12 protein-coding genes are annotated in these 17,378 nt (G+C 71.4%); all 12 read left to right on the plus strand.

Annotation, left to right across the window (positions count from 1 at the left end):
- Positions 1 to 385 precede the first annotated feature (385 nt).
- The 12 genes from AC3ETA_RS24010 (at position 386) to AC3ETA_RS24065 (ending at position 17,367) form a co-directional block, all read left to right on the plus strand.
- Entirely contained in the window at positions 386 to 2,251 is a 1,866-nt protein-coding gene (locus AC3ETA_RS24010; protein WP_432194960.1) for a phage tail sheath subtilisin-like domain-containing protein, read from the plus strand.
- 33 nt (positions 2,252 to 2,284) lie between these two features.
- The gene (locus tag AC3ETA_RS24015; protein ID WP_004003113.1) at positions 2,285 to 2,809 is read left to right on the plus strand and encodes a phage tail protein; all 525 of its coding nucleotides are present in this window, start codon (positions 2,285 to 2,287) and stop codon (positions 2,807 to 2,809) included.
- A 28-nt stretch (positions 2,810 to 2,837) separates the two neighbouring features.
- Positions 2,838 to 3,566: a T4 family baseplate hub assembly chaperone gene (locus AC3ETA_RS24020; RefSeq protein WP_432194961.1), complete on the plus strand. Its 729-nt coding sequence runs from the start codon at positions 2,838 to 2,840 to the stop codon at positions 3,564 to 3,566.
- On the plus strand, positions 3,559 to 4,302 hold the full coding sequence (locus AC3ETA_RS24025) for a hypothetical protein (protein ID WP_432194962.1): 744 nt from the start codon (positions 3,559 to 3,561) through the stop codon (positions 4,300 to 4,302). The genes AC3ETA_RS24020 and AC3ETA_RS24025 overlap by 8 nt, the downstream gene beginning before the upstream one ends.
- A 111-nt stretch (positions 4,303 to 4,413) precedes the next feature.
- Complete coding sequence (locus tag AC3ETA_RS24030; RefSeq protein ID WP_432194963.1) at positions 4,414 to 5,322, plus strand: Pvc16 family protein; 909 nt, start codon at positions 4,414 to 4,416, stop codon at positions 5,320 to 5,322.
- 33 nt (positions 5,323 to 5,355) lie between these two features.
- Entirely contained in the window at positions 5,356 to 7,341 is a 1,986-nt protein-coding gene (locus AC3ETA_RS24035; RefSeq protein WP_432194964.1) for an ATP-binding protein, read from the plus strand.
- The gene (locus tag AC3ETA_RS24040; protein WP_432194965.1) at positions 7,332 to 7,628 is read left to right on the plus strand and encodes a hypothetical protein; all 297 of its coding nucleotides are present in this window, start codon (positions 7,332 to 7,334) and stop codon (positions 7,626 to 7,628) included. Before AC3ETA_RS24035 ends, AC3ETA_RS24040 begins: the two co-directional genes overlap by 10 nt.
- Positions 7,625 to 14,446, plus strand: a complete 6,822-nt coding sequence (locus AC3ETA_RS24045) for an eCIS core domain-containing protein (RefSeq protein WP_432194966.1) — start codon at positions 7,625 to 7,627, stop codon at positions 14,444 to 14,446. The genes AC3ETA_RS24040 and AC3ETA_RS24045 overlap by 4 nt, the downstream gene beginning before the upstream one ends.
- A gap of 76 nt (positions 14,447 to 14,522) precedes the next feature.
- Positions 14,523 to 15,146, plus strand: coding sequence for a hypothetical protein (locus AC3ETA_RS24050; protein WP_432194967.1), 624 nt, complete (start codon positions 14,523 to 14,525; stop codon positions 15,144 to 15,146).
- Positions 15,143 to 15,841, plus strand: coding sequence for a hypothetical protein (locus AC3ETA_RS24055; RefSeq protein WP_432194968.1), 699 nt, complete (start codon positions 15,143 to 15,145; stop codon positions 15,839 to 15,841). Before AC3ETA_RS24050 ends, AC3ETA_RS24055 begins: the two co-directional genes overlap by 4 nt.
- 10 nt (positions 15,842 to 15,851) lie before the next feature.
- Positions 15,852 to 16,235 carry a LysM peptidoglycan-binding domain-containing protein gene (locus AC3ETA_RS24060; protein WP_432194969.1) on the plus strand — a complete coding sequence of 128 codons (384 nt, stop codon included), beginning with the start codon at positions 15,852 to 15,854 and terminating at the stop codon, positions 16,233 to 16,235.
- Positions 16,228 to 17,367: a hypothetical protein gene (locus tag AC3ETA_RS24065; protein WP_432194970.1), complete on the plus strand. Its 1,140-nt coding sequence runs from the start codon at positions 16,228 to 16,230 to the stop codon at positions 17,365 to 17,367. The genes AC3ETA_RS24060 and AC3ETA_RS24065 overlap by 8 nt, the downstream gene beginning before the upstream one ends.
- The last annotated feature ends 11 nt before the right edge of the window (positions 17,368 to 17,378 follow it).

Consider the following 17,378-nt stretch of genomic DNA (forward strand, 5'->3'; position numbering starts at 1 on the left):
GTGCGCCGGACCCCGGCCGGCGTCCCGTCACGGGACCCGCGGTGCAGGATCTGTGAACCACCTGGCCGGGGCGCGCAGGCATGGTGTGCGGATGCCGGGAGGGCGCCTTCACCAAACCCCCTCCTGTGGTGGCCGGAAGGTGCCTTGTTCCGTCAACTTCGCACGCATCAAGGTGGATTGAGCACTTGAGCATCAGGAGTCACAAGCGCGTTGCTTGGCCCGGACGGCCGACAAGTCCGGGGTCTGACGGGGGAACTGATGCGGTGTGCGCAGCCGTCGCCTTCGACCCGCGGGGGCCCGCCGCGCACCCGTCCGGCACAACTCCCTCTGCCACCTCTTGGTGCCTTCGTCCCGGTGCCCGAGACAGGGATAAGAAGGAGGGGGAATGCCGATGAGCGCGGTGAGCGCCGCAAGGCCCACGTATCCCGGCGTCTACGTCGAAGAGCTTCCCAGCAGCACCCGTACGATCTCGACCCTGACCACGTCCGTGACCGCCTTCGTGGGCCACACCCGACGCGGTCCGCTCAACGAGCCGGTGCGCGTCACCAGCTTCACGGAGTTCGAGCGCCGATTCGGCGGTCTGAGCGCACGGAGCGCCGTCGGCTACGCGGTCCACCAGTTCTTCGGCAACGGCGGCACCGTGGCGGTGATCGTCCGTGTCGCCGAGGCGGGCAGCGGCAGGGCCGCCTGCGTCACCCTCAAGTCCACCGAGGGCCACAGCGAGGGCCCGGCCCTCGAAGTGCACGCCAAGGAGCCCGGTGTCTGGGGCAACGGCCTGCGCGTCGCCGTCGACCACGACACCCCGTGCCCCGATGAAACCTTCAACCTGAGGGTCTACGACGCCAAGGGCGACGCCCGCGAGAGCTTCACCGGCCTGTCCATGGACAGTGCCAACGGCCGCTACGCGCAGACCGTGATCAACGCGGGCTCCAAGCTGATCCGCGTCGAGGTCGTCGGCGAGGGCCGCCCCGACCCGTCCGGCACGGTCTCCAAGCCCTTCGGCCACGAGCTCCCGAACCCGGCCGTCGACCTGACGGTCAAGATCGGCGAGGTGGAGCGCGAGTTCACGCTCCACGACCCCGACTGCGACGGCGAAGCCCCTTGCAGCGTGGCCGAGTTGGCCCTGCTCCTCGAGCGCAAGCTGCGCGCCCTGCCCGACGCGCCCGGCAAGCACGCCTTCGCCGGGGTCGAGGTCATCGCCTTCGGCCGCCGTATCCAGGTCGTCGCCGGCTCCACCGACCCCGAGGACGTCGTCCGCTTCCTCGGCGAGTGCGCCAACGACCTCGGCCTGGAGGCCTCGGTCAACCCGCCGGTCTTCCCGCTGGAGGGCGGCGAGGACGGCGCGGCACCCGGCCCGCGCGACCTCATCGGCTCCGAGGGCGAGAAGACCGGCATCCAGGCGTTGCGCGGCGTCGCCGACGTCAACCTGCTGGCGCTGCCCGAGCTCGCGGCGTACGAGAAGACCGAGGACGCCCTCACCGTCATCTCGGCCGCCCAGCGGCTGTGCGCCGAGCGGCGCATCTTCCTGCTGGTCGACGCGCCCAGCACCTGGGTCAGTGTCGACACCGCACGTGCCGGGCTCGCCGCCTTCGACGCCGTGCGCGGCAACCACGCGGGCCTGTACTTCCCGCACCTGCAGCTCACCGACCCGCTCACGGGCCGGCTGCGCTCCTTCCCGCCGTCCGGCGCGGTGGCCGGCGTCATCGCCCGGACCGACTCCGAGCGCGGCGTGTGGAAGGCCCCGGCCGGCACCGAGGCGCGGCTCGCGGGCGTGCACTCGCTGAGCGTCGGCCTGACCGACCGCGAGAGCGGCCTGCTCAACCCGCTGGGTGTCAACTGCCTGCGGACCTTCCCGGTCACCGGCCCGGTCGTCTGGGGCGCGCGCACGCTGGAGGGCTCCGACGCGCTCGACAGCGAGTGGAAGTACGTGCCGGTGCGCCGGCTCGCGCTGCACGTCGAGGAGAGCCTCCAGCGCGGCCTGCAGTGGGTCGTGTTCGAGCCCAACGACGAGAACCTGTGGCAGCAGATCCGGCTCGCCGCCTCGTCCTACCTGCACACCCTCTTCCGTCAGGGCGCCTTCAAGGGCGGCACCCCGCGCGAGGCGTACTTCGTCAAGTGCGACGGCGACACGACGACCGCCGAGGACATCGAGAACGGCATCGTCAACGTCCTCGTCGGCATCGCACCGGTCCGGCCGGCGGAGTTCGTGATCGTCAAAATCCAGCAGACGTCCGGGCAGCTCGCGCTCTAGGCGCGGGGAATCGTGGAGAACTGAAGGAATCCGATGGCTGAGTTCACGGTCAACGCGCATCGCTTCGACCCCTACAAGAACTTCAAGTTCCTGGTCCTGTGGGACGGTCGCACGGTCGCCGGCATCAGCAAGATCAGTCCGCTGAAGCGGACCACGGAAGTCGTCAAGCACCGGCACGGAGGCGACCCGTCGTCCCCGCGCAAGTCGCCGGGCCGCTCCGAGTTCGAGGGCATCACCCTGGAGCGCGGTGTCACCCACGACCCCGAGTTCGACCGCTGGGCCAACAAGGTCTGGCAGGTCGGCGCGGGCCTCGGCTCCGAGGTGTCCCTCGCGGACTTCCGCAAGGACATCGTCATCCAGGTCCTCAACGAGGCCGGCCAGGTCGCGGTCTCGCACAAGCTGTACCGGACCTGGCCGAGCGAGTACCAGGTCCTCGGCGAGCTGGACGCCAACGCCAACGCGGTGGCCATCCAGTCGCTGAAGCTCGAGTGCGAGGGCTGGGAGCGGGACTACGAGGTGCCCGAGCCGGAGGAGCCTTCGTTCCTCAACCCCGCTTGAGAGACGGGTGGCTGGAGGGGGGGACGAGATGGCGATCACCGGGGCGGCCGAACTGCTGGCCACCTGGGAGGCGGGCCTCGCCGAGGCACCGACGGGGCGCGCCCTGCTGCTGCACCGCACGGCACGCCCGGACGTCGACACGACGACCCTGCCGGTGCTGCCGGTGGGGGAGCGCGAGGCCGACCTGTTCGCGCTGCGCCGCGCCCTGTTCGGGGAGCGGATGCAGGTGCGGCTGGGCTGCGTCGCGTGCGGCGAGGACATGGAGTTCGACCTGGACGCCGGGGAGTTCGCCCGCTCGCTGAGCGGGCCGGGCGACTCGATCGTGCGGGTCGGACACGACGGCTGGGACGTGCGGTTCCGGCTGCCCGGGGTCGCCGACCTGACGGCCGCGGCCCGTTCGGCGGATCCACGTGCCGCCCTGCTCGCGCGCTGCCTCGTCTCGGCGGCCCGCGACGGGGTGGCGGTGGCCGCCGGTGAGCTGCCCGCCCCGGTGCAGCACCGGATCGCCGAGGCCGTCGAGGCCGCCGACCCGGGGGCCGACGTGACGCTCGACATCGCCTGCCCCGAGTGCGGCTCGGCGACCCGGGCCGAACTGGACATCGCCTCCTACCTGTGGACCGAACTGGACGCCTGGGCACGGGACCTGCTGCTCGACGTCCATCTGCTCGCCACGTCGTACGGCTGGAGCGAGCCGGAGATCCTGGCGCTCAGCCCGCTGCGGCGCCGCTACTACCTGGAGCTGTGTGCCGATGTCTGACGCCGACGGGGCGCCGGTGCCCGACTTCCTCGACCGGCTGATCGCCCGGCACGCCCCCGCCGCCGCCGGTCCGCGCCCGGACGCGGTGCGGGTACGCCCCCGGCTGCCCGGCCCGTTCGAGCGGGTCGAGGCGGTACGGAGCACCGCCCCGGAACCGGACGACGGCTCCGGCCTGCCGTGGCCCGCCACCGCACCGGAGGCCGAACGACCGGGGGACGCACCGCGCCCGGCGCCGCCCGCGGCCCGGACGCACACGGAACGGGAGCGGACGGTCGTACCCACCGAACGCGCCCCCGCCGACCCGGCACCGCGGCCCGCCGCCCGGGCCCTGCCCGACACGCCGCTGCTGCGCCCGGTCGCACCGATCGCACCCGGCCCCCGGCCGGCACCGGACGCCGTGCGGGCGCCGGGCCGGGGCCGCCAGGAGCGGGGCTCCACCCAGAGCGCGGCGGCCGTACCCATCCCCCCGGGTACGGACGCCGCTTCCCCCGCCGCCGTGTCCACCCCACCGCGGCCCGGCGCCGCGGACACGGCGGCGGCACGCGACGCCGTACGGCAGGCCGCCGCCCGGCGCCCGGGGCGGGCGCCCGAGCAGGTCGTGCAGGTGCAGATCGGGCGGCTGGAGGTGACGGCGGGACCGTCGCCGTCCGGCGGCACCCGGCAGCGGACGCCGTCGGCCGGGCGCCAGGGCGCGACCCTGAGCCTCGCCGACTACCTGGCCCGAGGGCGGGAGTGACATGGGACCGCTTCGACAGGACGAGAGGAAGCGGCACGGCCGGGAGACCGAAGACACGCGGCACAGTCGGCAGAACGACGTGACAGACCGAGGAACCGAGGAACCGACGCCATGAGCAACGCACTCGCCATCGCCCATGTCACCCAGGCCCTCGCCCTGCTGCTCGCGTCCAACGTGGGCCCGGAGTTCGACGAGGCCGTGAAGGTGGAGCCGCACAAGCCGCCGACCGAACCGCCGGACCACCCCACCGTCAACGTCTTCCTGTACCAGGTCACGCCCAACACCTCCATGCGCAACAACGACCTGCCGACCCGGGCGTCCGACGGCACCCTGGTGAAACGGCCGGCCGCCGCGCTGGACCTGCACTACGTCATCAGCGCGTACGGCGACGAGACGACCCTGGTCGGCCAGCGGCTGATCGGCTCCGTGGTGCGGACCCTGCACGAGATCCCGGTGCTGCCGAAGGACGTCATCGAGGAGACCGGTCAACTCCCGCACCTGATGGGCAGCGACCTCGCGGAGACGACCCAGCGGGTGCGCCTCGCGCCGACGGCGATGGACATCGACGAGACGTCGAAGCTGTGGGGGATGCTCCACCAGACGCCGTACGCGCTGTCCGTGGTCTACCAGGCCACCCTGGTCCTCATTGACGGCCGCGAGCAGCCGGTGCCGGCCAGGCCGGTCGAGCGGCCGGAGGTACGGGTGCTGCCGTTCGGGGCGCCGGGGGCACCGGTTCCGCCGGGGGCAAAGCCGACTGCCGCTGACGACACGTCGGTGAACGGCTCGGCGATCGAGGCGGCCGACGCCGAACAGAAGCAGGCACCCGGCAAGGCCGTCGCCAAGGCCAAGGCGCCCGCGAAGACCACGGCGGCACCGGCCAGGACCGCCGCCAAGGCGGCCGCGAAGGCACCCGCCAAGACCCCTGCACGCGCTCGCAAGGCCGCCGCCACCCGGACCGGCAGATCGGGCAGGGCGGGTGGCACGGCGCCGGACGGCGGGGCCGAAGGCACCGAGAACTGACACGGCATGGGAACGACGGGGGCAGGTGAGGACATGGGGTCGAACGAGCCGGGCACGGCGGCCACTTCGCGTACGACGGGCGGCCACGACGTGGGTGCGACACTGATCGAGGAGATCCGGCGCGTCCTCGCCCGCATCGACGCCCACGCCCGGGCCGCCGACGCCGGCGAGACGGCCGGCCCGGAGACGACCGCGAGCCCGGCGCCCCCGGCGGCACCGGGCACCGCCCCGCTCGACGCCCTCGTCACGTGCTTCGGGCTCACCGCCTTCGAACGTGACGTGGTCCTCCTCGCCGCCGCCGACGAGCTGGACCCGACGACCGCCGCCCGCTGCGCCGCAGCCTGTGGCGACCCGCAACGGGCGTATCCGACCTTCTCGCTCGCCCTGGCCGCGCTCGCCGACCCGCACTGGAGCGCGCTCACCCCGGTCGCGCCGCTGCGGCGCTGGCGCATGGCGGAACTGGACGACGAGTCCCGGCTGACGACGTCCCGCCTCCGCCTGGACGAGCGGATCCTGCATTTCCTGCTGGGCTCGCCCTACCTGGACGCCCGGCTGCACGGCCGCCTGCGCCGCACCTCGGTGCCGGAACAACTGCCGCCGTCGTACGACCTGGCCGCGAGCCGGGTCGCCGAGGGCTGGACGACCGGGGCGAGCCCCGACGCGCCGCTGCTCGTCGAGGTGACCGGCGGTGATCTGCGCAGCCGTGCCGACATCGCCGCCGCGGCGGCCGCCCGCTCCGGGCTCGGCCTGTACGCGATGGGCGCCGAGGACATGCCCACCGACCCCGCCGAACGCGACCGGCTGGCCCGGCTCTGGCGGCGCGAGGCGATCCTGCTGCCCGCCGCGCTGCTGGTCGAGGTCGGCGATCTGGACCGCGATCAGCGGGCGGCGACGGAGGCGTTCCTGGCCGGAGCGGCCGTACCGGTCGTCGTCTCCAGCGAGGACCCGCTGCGCTCGGACCGCCCGCACGGCGCCCGGGTGGCGGTACCGCGCCTGGACGACGAGGAGCAGGTGGAGCTGTGGGGCCGGGCGATGCATCCGATCGCCGACCTGGACGACGTCGAACTCCGCTCCCTGGTGGCCCAGTTCCAGCTGCCGCCGCACGTCATCCGGTCCGCCGCCGCGACCGTACGCCGCCGGCTGCCCCACGAGGACCTCGACGCCGCCCAACTCGCCTGGCGGGCGGGCCTGGAGGAGGCCAGGATCGGCATGGACGAGCTGGGCCGCCGTATCGAACCGCAGGCGGCCTGGGGCGACCTGGTCCTGCACGACCGGCAGACCGGCGTCCTGCGGGAGATCGTCGCCCATGTGCGCCAGCGCGCCACCGTCCACCAGGAATGGGGGTTCGCCGGCACCCTGCGCCGCGGCCTGGGCGTCACGGCCCTCTTCGCGGGCGGCTCCGGCACCGGCAAGACGCTGGCCGCGGAGGTCATGGCGAAGGAACTGGGCCTGGACCTCTTCATCGTCGATCTCTCGCAGGTCGTGAGCAAGTACATCGGCGAGACGGAGAAGAACCTGCGCCGGGTCTTCGACGCCGCTGAACGCGGGGGCGCGCTGCTGCTGTTCGACGAGGCGGACGCGCTGTTCGGCAAGCGCAGCGAGGTCAAGGACAGCCACGACCGGTACGCCAACCTGGAGGTCAGCTACCTGCTGATGCGGATGGAGGCCTACCGGGGCCTGGCCATCCTCACCACCAACATGAAGAAGGCACTCGACACCGCCTTCCTGCGCCGCATCCGCTTCGTCGTCGACTTTCCCTTCCCGGCCGAGCACGAGCGCGCCGAGATATGGCGGCGGGTCCTGCCCTCGCAGGCACCCGTCAAGGGCATCGACGCGGACCTGCTCGCCCAACTCACCGTCGCGGGCGGCTCGATCCGCAACATTGCGCTGTCCGGGGCGTTCCTGGCGGCCGAGGAGGGCGACCGCCTCCAGATGCGCCACATGCTGGCGGCGGCTCGCACGGAGTACCAGAAGCTGGAGCGCTCGCTGACCCCGGGGGAGGTGCGGGGATGGGTGTGAACGGGGCGCGGCGCGACGAGCCGCGAGAGATCCGCGTCGAGATCGGCGAACTCGCCCTGAACGGCTTCAGCGTGGACCCCGAACGGGTCACGGACGCCTTCGAACACGAGCTGACGCGCCTGATCCGGACCCACGGCGTCCCGCTCGCCTCGGACGGTGCCGTCGCCGTCGACGCCCTGACCGACCTCCCACCACTGCCCGCCGGCCTGACCGCCCGCAGCCTCGGCCAGGAACTGGCCCGCGCGGTGCACGAAGGGCTCAGCGGTCACGGGGAGGTGCCCCGATGAGCTCGCAGACCCAGGACGGCCACGCCGAACAGTCCGCGGAACAGCGCCGCCGCAAGCGCAAGGAGCGTGCGGCCAAGTCCCGCGCGCCGGAGCCGAAGGACATCGTCAGCGGCGCAGGGCAGCCGCTCGACCCCGGCGTACGACGCGACTTGGAGGAACGCCTCGGCCACGACCTGAGCCGGGTCCGCCTGCACACGGGCCGCGACGCGGGGCAGCTGACCGAGCTGCTCGGCGCGGACGCGGTGGCCGTGGGCCAGGACGTCTTCTTCGCGGAGGGCGCCTTCAAGCCGGGCACGGACGAGGGACGGCGTCTCCTCGCCCACGAGCTCCTGCACACGGTCCAGAACCCGCACGGCCTCGGCACGCTGCGTGCGGGGCGGGAGCTGGGGGCGGTGAGTCTGCCGCAGGAGGCGATCGAGAGGGAGGCGGAGGCTGCGGCCCAGTCCGTCGTGGCGGGGCCGCGGGGCGGGGGCGTCGAGCAGGCGGCCGATGTCGAGCAGGGGCAGGGGACGCCTGGGTGGCTGCGGTACGCCACGGTCGATGCTGATCGGCGGCGTACGGAGCAGCTGGATCCGGCGACCGTCGTCGACCGGGTCGCCAACACGCTCCTGCGCTCCCTGCGCGGTGACCCGGAGGACCGGTCGGGGCGCGTGCGACTCCAACTGGCGCGTATGGCCCCGCAGGTGCAGGACATTGTGTTCGAGCGGCTGGAACTGCGGCTGCCCACACCGGTGATCGACCGACTGCTCGAGGCCGTGGAGGAGACGGAGCAGGCCGGTCCGCTGCCGTCGGACGCCGCCGGGGCCCCGCTCGCCGTACCCGGTGCCGCGGAGGAGGCGCAGGAGGAGCGCGAGCGAGCCTCGGCCGAGGGCCGACAGGAGGACGACAGGCGGGCGGACGCCTCTCGGGACGGGAACAGCCGGCAGGACGGCCGGCAGGACCAGGAAGGTGACGAACCCGCCGGTCGGCAGGACTCCGGCAACAAGGATCGGCAAGAGCGGGACGCCGACCCGCCCGGTGGGCAGGCCCCCGCCCGGGACCGGCAGGAGTCCGCCGGCCGGCAGCAGGCACGGTCCCAGGATCGGCAGGAAGAACGAAACGCCTCCGGCCGGGGCGCGCAGAAAGACGCTGCGGACGAACGCAAGGCAACGGCGGACAACCAGAAGCAGCAGACGGACCAGGACCAACGCGACGATCAGCAGGCGCAAGAAGAGACGGACGGGGCGCGGGACGAGGCCGCGGCGGAACCGGAAAAGCAGTCCGGTGAGCAGGAGGCGCGGCAGGCCGGAGCCGCCCCGCGGCAGTCCGCCGCCCCGGCCGCGCCGGACCGCAGTGGAGCGGAGCCGGGCGAGAGGCCGCGCACCGGCGGCGACACCGGCGCGGCGCGCACCGTGGGCGATCCGGAGAACGAAGAGAGCAGCGACGACGAGCCGTTGGGACTCGATGCGGAGTCCACCGCGGACGACGCCGAGCCGGACACCGAGCCGGTCACCGACCAGGAGGCGAGCGACAGGCGCGCAGCCGACGCGGACACCGCGCCGTCCGGCGAGGACACGCAGATCGACCCACGGCTGTTCCAGCGGCGGAAGAGGGGGGCACCACGCGCACCGGAACTCACCTTCTCCGACGGGCCGTCGGGCGGAGACGAGACTCCGGAGGCGGCAGAGCCCGCGACCACCCCCGACAGCCCCGCGCGCACCGACGAGGACGAAGCCGAGGACCGGGCTGTCCAGGACCTCATGGACGGCATGACGGGGGACCAGGACTCCGCGGCGGACTCCGACGGGCCGGACCGGGCCGGTCCGTCCCTGGGGGCCGCGGCGACGTCCGCGTCCGTCATGGGGAAGGACTCGGCAAAGGAGCGCTCCGAGGAGCGTCAGGACGACGCCGAGGCCGCGCGGCGCGACGAGGAGGCCCGCGCGGCCGACGGAACCGGACAGGACGCCGCGCCCGCTCCTGGCGAGGCGGCCGGGCCCGACCGGCTGGCCAAGGCGGACGAGGACGCTCGTACTCAGGCGGCGGGCACCCCTTCGGCAGCCCAGGGCGCGTCGGACGGCGCGAGCCGCGGCGAGTCGGCGGACCGGACCGGAGCAGAAGCGGGCGACAAGGGCCGTAGAGATACCGGGACCGCAGCAGACGGCGGGACGGACCAGGACCGACAACCGGACCAGGGAGCGCAGGACCGGGCCGGGAGCGCGGCCGGCCAGGACGGGAAGAACACGGACAGGACGCAGCCCGCCCCGACCACGCCCTCCTCGGGCGATCAGGACGTGACCGAAGGAAACGGGAACGCCACCACTCCGGGCCCCGTGAGCGGACCCGAGAAGGTGTCCACCCCGGGACCTGTCGCCGCCCCGAAACTGGCACCGGGCAACGGACCTTCCCCCATGGCCGCCGGCCCGCAGGCCAGGACCAACGCCCCCAGGGCCACCGAAGCACCGGGAACGGGCGGGGGCACAGGAGGCTCGGCGGGCTCACGCCCCCGCCCCGCGGGATCCACACGACAGGCGGCACGGCAGGCCGCGAAGACCGCCCGCCGCAGCGGCGGTGGCGGCGGCGGCGGTCGTACGGCTTCCGCACCCGCCCCTGTACGGTCCGGTGGGCGCGGCGGCGGGAAGAGCGCGCCCGCGGGTGGCGCGCAGCACAAGAAGGAGGCACCGGCCCCGGACGTCTCCAACGCCACACCCGAGTCGGGCCTGGCCACGGCCGGGTCACTCAAGCCGCACCAGGCGCTGGAGACCCTGAAGGGCGTCGACTCCGCCGTCGGCCGTTCCGTCGACAAGGAGCGCTCCGCCCTGCGCAAGGCGCCGCCGACCACGCAGCGTCCCTCCGGTTCGCCGCGCACGGTTCCCGGCGGCCCGACCCCTGCGGCCCCCGGCACGTACACCAACGCCAAGGTCGCCCGTACCGAGGCCGCGCCGGGCAAGACGCCCGAGATCGCCGGCGAGCAGAAGCCGGAAGGCGAGGTGCCGGGTGCCGACGTGCCGGAGCCGAGCTGGTGGGACATCGCCCTCACCATCGGCGCCCAGCTGTTCGGCAAGCTGCTCAAGGAGATCCTGCCGCTCGACGATCTGATCGACTCCATCCTCGGACTCCCGACCGAGGACGAGGGGCTGAGGAAGGCCCGCGTCGGCGACGCCCCCCGACTGCCGCTGGAGAACGACTCCGATCCTCAGCGCACGGACGAACAGGGGCAGAAGCTCGACGAGCGGAAGACCGAGCTGCACCAGGCCGGCCGTACGGACGCCGGGCTGCCGATGGGCGAGGACCAGATCTACCCGGACGTCCCCAAGGAGACCCTGACCGGCAAGGTGTCCGGCGGGAAGAAGGGGGCGAAGGCGAGCGGTCCGCGCTCGGTGTCGGGCGGTGTGCCCATCGAGTCCGCCTCTGCCGTCGCGGAACACGACCGCGGCCCGCAGATCCAGGCCGGATTCTCCGAGGGCCGGCAGAAGATGGGCCAGGAGCGCCGGGCCAAGGACAAGAAGTCCACGGATGACCGCAAGCAGTACGACGCGGACCTCGAGCGCGAGGTCGACACCAGCGGGAAGAAGCAGGCCGACGCCCGTGACAAGGGCCGCACCGACATCTCCGACTCCCGTGATCAGTGGCGCAAGGAGCAGGACGACAAGGTCTCGGAGATCGACGACAAGAAGGGCAAGAAGTACGACCAGGTCCGCAAGGACATCAAGAAGAAGGACGAGGACACCGAGAAGGACGTCGACAAGCGCACCGAGGACGACAACAAGAAGATAGAGACGGAACAGACCACCGCCGAGCAGGATGCGGAGAAGAAGCAGAACGAGGGCAAGGACGACGCCGACAACTGGCTCGAAGAGGCCATCGAGAAGCTGAAGGCGTTCTTCGAGGGGCTGAAGAACGCCATCAAGGGCATCTTCGAAAAGGCCCGCCAGGTCGTCACCGATCTCATCGACAAGTTCAAGCAGCAGGTCTTCAAGCTCATCGACGACGCCCGCAACTGGGTCATCGACCAGATCAACACCTTCGCCGACGCCCTGATCGCCCTCGGAGACGAACTCCTCGCCGACTACCCGGCGATGCGCGACAAATGGCGCCGGACCATCGACGGTGCGCGGGACTGGGCCGTACAGAAGGTCAACGAGTTCGCCGACGCCCTGAAGGAAGTCGCCGGGAAGCTGCTGGACGGACTGTGCGGGGCGCTGCTCGCCGGACTGGACATGCTGGAGACCGGGCTGCTGGCGGCCGTCGACGTCGCCGAGTCCGTCACCGTCGGCGCTCTGGAGTTCGGCGCCGCCGCCGTCGCGGCTCTCGGCGAATGGGCGGCCATCTTCAACGACATCGTCTCCGACCCCGGCGACTGGATCAGCAAGGCGGGCGCGGCGGCCGAGACGGGCGCCAGGGAACACCTCTTCAACGAGGTCAAGACCGCGGTCAGGGCATGGTTCAACCAGAAGGTGCGGGAGATCATCGGCATCCCGGTCGAGGACTTCCAGGAGCTGATCTCCGGTGGGGTGACGGTCGAGCAGATGGCCCGGATGGCCTGGGACGAGGCAGTGCCCCAACTCCCGGTCATCATCGGCGTCCTGGTCGTCGAGAAGGTCGTCGCCAAGCTCATCCCCGGTGCCGGCTGGGTCATGGCGATCATCGACGCCCTGCAGACCGCGTGGGGTGCGCTGAGCGAGATCCTGGCCGCCTTCGGGCTCTTCATGGACTTCCTGAAGTCGGTCAAGAGCGGCAACGGCGCCCTGCCCTTCGCCAAGGCCGTGGGGGCGGGTGTCGTGGCCCTGCTGGAGCTGGTCTACACCTTCCTCATCGAGGGCGTCGGCCGCTTCATGGGCAAGGTCGCGGACCGGCTCGGCGACCTGCTGAAGAAGATCCGCACGAAGAAGGACAAACCCGGGGAGCCGGACGCGCCCGGGCAGCCGTCCGCGCCGAACAAGAAGAAGGACGAGAAGCTGAAGGAGGACGACCCCCGGGACAAGGACACGGACACGGCCGGGAACACGGACAGGGACAAGCCCTCCGACCGCCCGGCCCCGCGCAAGCCGTCGCCGGACAAGATGTCCCGCCCGCCGTCCAAGCCCCGCCCCGGCAAGCGCTCCTCCCCGGAGAAGAAGCCGCGCCCCTCGCAGACCACCCGCCCGAAGAAGCGCCGCGACGACGACGAGCGTCGCGAGGAGGGCCGCGAGGTGAATGCGGCCAGGAAACGGGCGCGGGACGCTGAACGCAGGACGCGTGACGACGAGCGCCCGGCACGCCGCGGCCCGGCCCGGGACACGCTGCGCAAGGACGACCGCAACCGTGACCGGGATCGCGACCCCAGGAACAGGCACCCCGAGGACCGCCGTACGGACGATCACCGTCGCGACGACGGCAAGGACCGGGGCCGTGACCGGGACAAGGGCCGCGACGGCGACCGTCGCCCCGACGGCCGGCCCCGCCGCATCCGCCGTGCCCGCCAGACCGTCAAGTCGGCCGCGAACCGGGCACGTCGAGCCGCCCGCAAGCTCTACGGCAAGGCCCGCCGCCGCCTCGGCAGCCGCCTGAACGACCGGCTGCGGCGACTGCGGGACCGGTGGCGCAGGCGCAAAGACCGGATGCGCGACGACCGTTCGCGTCGACGGGACAGGAAAAAGCAGGAGCCGCGGGAGCGCGACAACTCCGACATCACCATGCCGAAGGTGCGGTTCACCGACGCCGACGACGGCGAACAGCACACGCTCATGTTCCACGGCCGCGGTGCGCGTGCGCCGCTGTACATCCACAGCACGCCGGTCGAGATCCCGCCGTTCCTGAATAGTTGGGCGGGGGACCTCGGCAGGCCTGAGGCCAAACGGCACAAGTCGGAACAGGAGGGCTTCCTCAAGAAGGCGCGCCTGAAGTACGCCGAGGTCCTCAAGGAGCAGGCGCGTCCCCTGACGGAAACGGACGAGAAGAAGCGGAAGAAGGAGAAGCGGGAAAAGGAGCGAGACCTCAAGAAGGCGATGATGAAGTTCGCCGACGAAGCGCGCAACCGCATCTACTTCGACATCCCCGACGATGAACTCCAGGATTTCGCCGACGTCTCCCCGGTGGGGGACGAGGACACACGCCGGAGCGAAGAGCACATGTCCGGCTACATCGGCAACCCGACCAAGACATTGTTCGGCGGCGGAGGGCAAGACGCCCGGAAGGCGGCGGACGGGCAGCCTCCCGGCTGGGAGGACCTCGCCGACCGTGGGCTGAGCGCGAAGGGCGCATGGGTGCGTATGCACCTGCTGCCGGAAAGCCTGGGCGGACAGGCGAAGGGCAACAACCTGGTCCCGGCGCGCGGTGAGGCGAACAAGGAGTTCTATCGCAAGTTCGAGGGGCCCGCGTATCACGCCGTCCCCGACCCGGAACCGATCATCTGGTACCGGACCAGGGCTGAATTCCACAAGGGAACGCCTCACATCGCGAGTCACATCTACGCGGAGTACGGCGGCTACGAGAAGATCGGTGGGACCGGGAAGGAGCAGAAGGACTGGAATCGGATTGAAGCGCCGAAGGACAAGTTCGAACGCTCACCCCTTCCTCTTGATCCCGGCGACATGAACAAGCTGTCCATCAATGGAGCAGGCCGCCCAGCCATCAAGAAGCGCCTCTTGGACAACAAGTACGAGGCGCTTGCCAGGCACTTCGTCGATGCTCGTAACGAGCTGCACGAGGACGAGGAGAGCCTCTCCGACGTGGGCGACGTCGAGGTGCTCATGGACAACTACAAGAGGAACCATCCGACCCTGCGGCTCACCGGACTGGATGTCCTGCTCGCCAGCCTTCGCAAGAAGGACCAAGAAATCAACTGGAATTGGGAGTTCTAGGATGACGCAGCGGGATGAGGAATTCCCATTCCCTTATGAGCGCAGCTGTGCGGATATGCTCGATGGGCTGAGGAGCGTGAGCGAGTTCCGCGTGGCGAAGGCGGAGTTCGGCAAGCTGTCCAAGCTGATGCAGGACCCCGCACCGGTGTTCGCCTCGCTCGCCGAGCGGCACGGTCTTCCCTTGAGTGAGAAGGTTCGGGAGTGCTACTTCCGGCACAAGGAGATCGCGGCTTCCTGGCGTCCCCTGGACGAGGACTCGGAGATCGTCGGCGAATTCCAGCTGTCCCATCTGCTGAGTGCCGTGACGCAGAACCACATGGACGACGTCTGGGAAGGGGACGACGCCGAGGAGCGTGTACTCTACGGCGAGTTGCGGGTGTTCGACGACACTCCCCGCACCGGCACTGGCCGTATGGCCGCCCTGCGAGTCACTCCAGGTGCGAGCGACCCGGAGATCTGGTTCCACGATCTGCGTGACGGCGCCCTGCGCATGGACCTGGACTACCCGGGCTATCTGAAGACTTTGCTGATCACCAAAGGCGTCATCGGCTGGCAGTACCTCTACTGCGCGCCGGAGGACTGCGGCATGGGTTTCATCCCGTTGGTTGACGGACTGAAGGAAATGCTCGACGTCTTCCCCCGCGTCTTCCCCGACCACGACTACACGGACCTGAAGGCCCGCCTCCTGGAGCGCTTGTGACCCGCTACGCCGACATCCCCAAACCCATCCGCTCCGGAATAGTCGTCGTCAACCCCGACACCGGCACCCCCCAGCGCATCATCGTCCTGCAATTCAACCCGGACACCCTGGAGCGCAGCGTCGCCCCCCAGTCCGCCGGTGACAGCGGCGACGCGGGAGGCGGTGGCACCGGCAGTGGGGACCGCAACGAGGCCCTCCGTCTCAAGGGCCCCGCCCAGGAGACCTGGAAGTTCACCGCCGAGATCGACGCCACCGATCAGTTCGAGGTCGCCGCGCCCGACGGCATCCACCCGCAACTCGCCACGCTCGAAATGCTGGTGCAACCGACCACCGCCCAGCTCCGTGCAGCGATGAAGCTGTCGCAGAAAGGGGCCATCGAGATCAGCCCGATCGAGATGCCGCTGACGCTGTTCACCTGGGGGAGCAAGCGGGTCATGCCCGTGCGGCTCACCGAGTTGTCCGTCAACGAGTCGGCGTTCGACGTGCACCTCAACCCCATCCGCGCCTCCCTCAGCATCGGCATGAAGATCCTCACCGTCAGCGATCTCCCGGCCGGCCACCGCGGAGCGGACCTGTACATGGCGCACCTCGCCCAGAAGGAGCGGCTCGCCGCAGCGGCGCGCGGCGGCAGCCTCGGCTCCCTGGGGCCGGGTGGCGCCGGCATCGGAACCGACGTCGCCTTCGGAAGGGGCTGAGCAGACACCCATGGCCGAGATCGAGCCCTACGAGAACGCCCTGGTCGCGATACCGGGCGCCCACCCCTATCCCCGCACCAGCCGCTACCACGACGCCGAGATCGGGATCCACCGGCAGCCCGACGGGACCGAAGTGCGGTACACCAAGCGCCGCCTGCTGCCCCCGGTGAACCGGACCGAGGACCCCGACCTCACCCAGCCGCACACCGTCGGCGCCGGCGAGCGCCCCGACCTGCTCGCGCAGCGGTACTTCGGCGACCCCTCCCAGTGGTGGCAGATCGCCGACGCCAACCCCGTACTCGATCCTGGAGAGTTGACCGACGAGGCGGGCCGCGTCATCGACATCCCGCTCGCCGGCGGTTTCCCGGGCGGCAGGGGAGACCGGCGTGTTTGATACGCCCGTGGGGCAGGGCCCCGTCCACATCACGCTCCTCATGGGGCCCAAGCTCGCCCGGCCCGTCCCGGCCGAGGTGACCGAGGCCCTGCTGTCCGCCCAGATCACGGCCACCGCCGGGGAGCGGAGCGGGTTCCAGCTCGCCTTCGACCTCACCAAGAACGGCATCATCAGCCGACGGCTGCTCCCGGAGGGGTTCTTCGATCCCAAGACCCGGCTCGTCGTCACCGTCTCCGTCAAGGGCACCTCGGAGGTGCTGTTCGACGGGCTCGTCGTACGGCACGAAGTCGGCGCCAGCAACCAGCCCGGCCACTCCACCCTCACCGTGACCGGCGAGGACCTCACCCTCCTCATGGACCTGGAGGAGCGCACCGCGCGGTACCCGAACCTGCCGCCCTCCGAGCGCGTCCTCGCCATCCTGCGCCGCTACTCCGACTACGGCATCCGGCCCGACGTCTACACCGAGAAGGTCGCCCAACCCCCGCACCAGGACCTCCGCGTGCACTACCAGACCGGCACCGACCTGCAGTACGTCACCGAGCTCGCGCGGGCGAACGGCTACACCTTCTACCTCGAACCCGGCCCCAACCCCGGTCAGTCATCCGCCCGTTGGGGGCCCGAGGTCCGCCTCGGCATCCGCCAGCACGCCCTCAACGTCAACATGGACGCCAACTCCACCGTGGACCAGCTGACGTTCGCCTACGACGGCACCGCACGCGAGGAGCCGCAGGCCCGCTGGCAGAACCCCGAGACCCGGCAGTCGGACCTGCTCCCGCAGCCGTCCATCAGCCCGCTGCGCCCGCCCCTCGGCAAGCGGCCCACCCCGGCCCTCAAGCGCAGGACACTCTCCGGCACCGCCAAGCAGCAGCGCGAGCAGGCCGAGGCCGAACTCCTCGCCCGCGCCGCCGTGTCCGCCGACGTCGTCTCCGGCTCCGGCTCGCTCGACGTCATCCGGCACGGCCACATCCTCCAGCCCCGCCGGCTCGTCGGCGTACGCGGCTCGGGGCGGGCGTACGACGGCGACTACTTCGTCAAGTCCGTCACGCACAACCTCCGTCCGGGCTCGTACCAGCAGAACTTCACCCTCTCCAGGGAGGGCCTGGAAGCGCGCAGCGACTACGTCCGGCCGTAACCACCCGTAAG

It is taken from the genome of Streptomyces sp. bgisy027, assembly GCF_057710365.1.

What these genes read in the sequence shown, in the direction of transcription:
- AC3ETA_RS24010 (WP_432194960.1), top strand. Translation starts at nt 386, where the DNA reads ATGCCGATGAGCGCGGTGAGCGCCGCAAGGCCCACGTATCCCGGCGTC.
- AC3ETA_RS24015 (WP_004003113.1), top strand. Translation starts at nt 2,285, where the DNA reads ATGGCTGAGTTCACGGTCAACGCGCATCGCTTCGACCCCTACAAGAAC.
- AC3ETA_RS24020 (WP_432194961.1), top strand. Translation starts at nt 2,838, where the DNA reads ATGGCGATCACCGGGGCGGCCGAACTGCTGGCCACCTGGGAGGCGGGC.
- AC3ETA_RS24025 (WP_432194962.1), top strand. Translation starts at nt 3,559, where the DNA reads ATGTCTGACGCCGACGGGGCGCCGGTGCCCGACTTCCTCGACCGGCTG.
- AC3ETA_RS24030 (WP_432194963.1), top strand. Translation starts at nt 4,414, where the DNA reads ATGAGCAACGCACTCGCCATCGCCCATGTCACCCAGGCCCTCGCCCTG.
- AC3ETA_RS24035 (WP_432194964.1), top strand. Translation starts at nt 5,356, where the DNA reads ATGGGGTCGAACGAGCCGGGCACGGCGGCCACTTCGCGTACGACGGGC.
- AC3ETA_RS24040 (WP_432194965.1), top strand. Translation starts at nt 7,332, where the DNA reads ATGGGTGTGAACGGGGCGCGGCGCGACGAGCCGCGAGAGATCCGCGTC.
- AC3ETA_RS24045 (WP_432194966.1), top strand. Translation starts at nt 7,625, where the DNA reads ATGAGCTCGCAGACCCAGGACGGCCACGCCGAACAGTCCGCGGAACAG.
- AC3ETA_RS24060 (WP_432194969.1), top strand. Translation starts at nt 15,852, where the DNA reads ATGGCCGAGATCGAGCCCTACGAGAACGCCCTGGTCGCGATACCGGGC.